The 455-nt window shown below is 48.1% G+C and carries 2 tRNA genes; both read right to left on the bottom strand.

Going from position 1 to position 455, the window contains the following annotated elements:
* Positions 1-146: 146 nt before the first annotated feature.
* Positions 147-222: transfer RNA gene (locus MXM41_RS22665), tRNA-Ala, on the bottom strand.
* 110 nt (positions 223-332) lie between these two features.
* Positions 333-409, bottom strand: a tRNA-Ile gene (locus MXM41_RS22660).
* Between the last annotated feature and the right edge of the window lie 46 nt (positions 410-455).

Here is a 455-nt window from a genome sequence, read left to right as displayed (position 1 = left end):
TTCATGATTGTGAAAATTTGAGAGACTCGAACACACTTTCGTGTGTCGTTTCAATTTTCAGCTTGATCCAGATTTTTAAAGAGCAAAACTTCGCAGCGCACCCTCGCAGGTACACTCTGAAGTTTTCTTGTTGTCGCAGTAAAGGATGGTGGAGCTATGCGGGATCGAACCGCAGACCTCCTGCGTGCAAGGCAGGCGCTCTCCCAGCTGAGCTATAACCCCATCGCAAAATGCTAATCTCTCTACCGGTAATTCATTCTGAGACAAGGCGTGGAAGGGCGAAGCATACTCAAGTATGCGAGTCGTTTCACAACGCAGTATCAGGATGAATTTGGTAGGCCTGAGTGGACTTGAACCACCGACCTCACCCTTATCAGGGGTGCGCTCTAACCACCTGAGCTACAAGCCTGCAGAGATTTTTACTGCTGTATTTTCATCAGACAATCTGTGTGAGC

This window comes from Leclercia adecarboxylata (assembly GCF_035787115.1).
GTDB lineage: Bacteria > Pseudomonadota > Gammaproteobacteria > Enterobacterales > Enterobacteriaceae > Enterobacter > Enterobacter adecarboxylatus_E.
The sequence above is the reverse complement of the archived record's forward strand: the minus strand, read 5'-3'. Positions and strand labels throughout refer to the sequence as shown.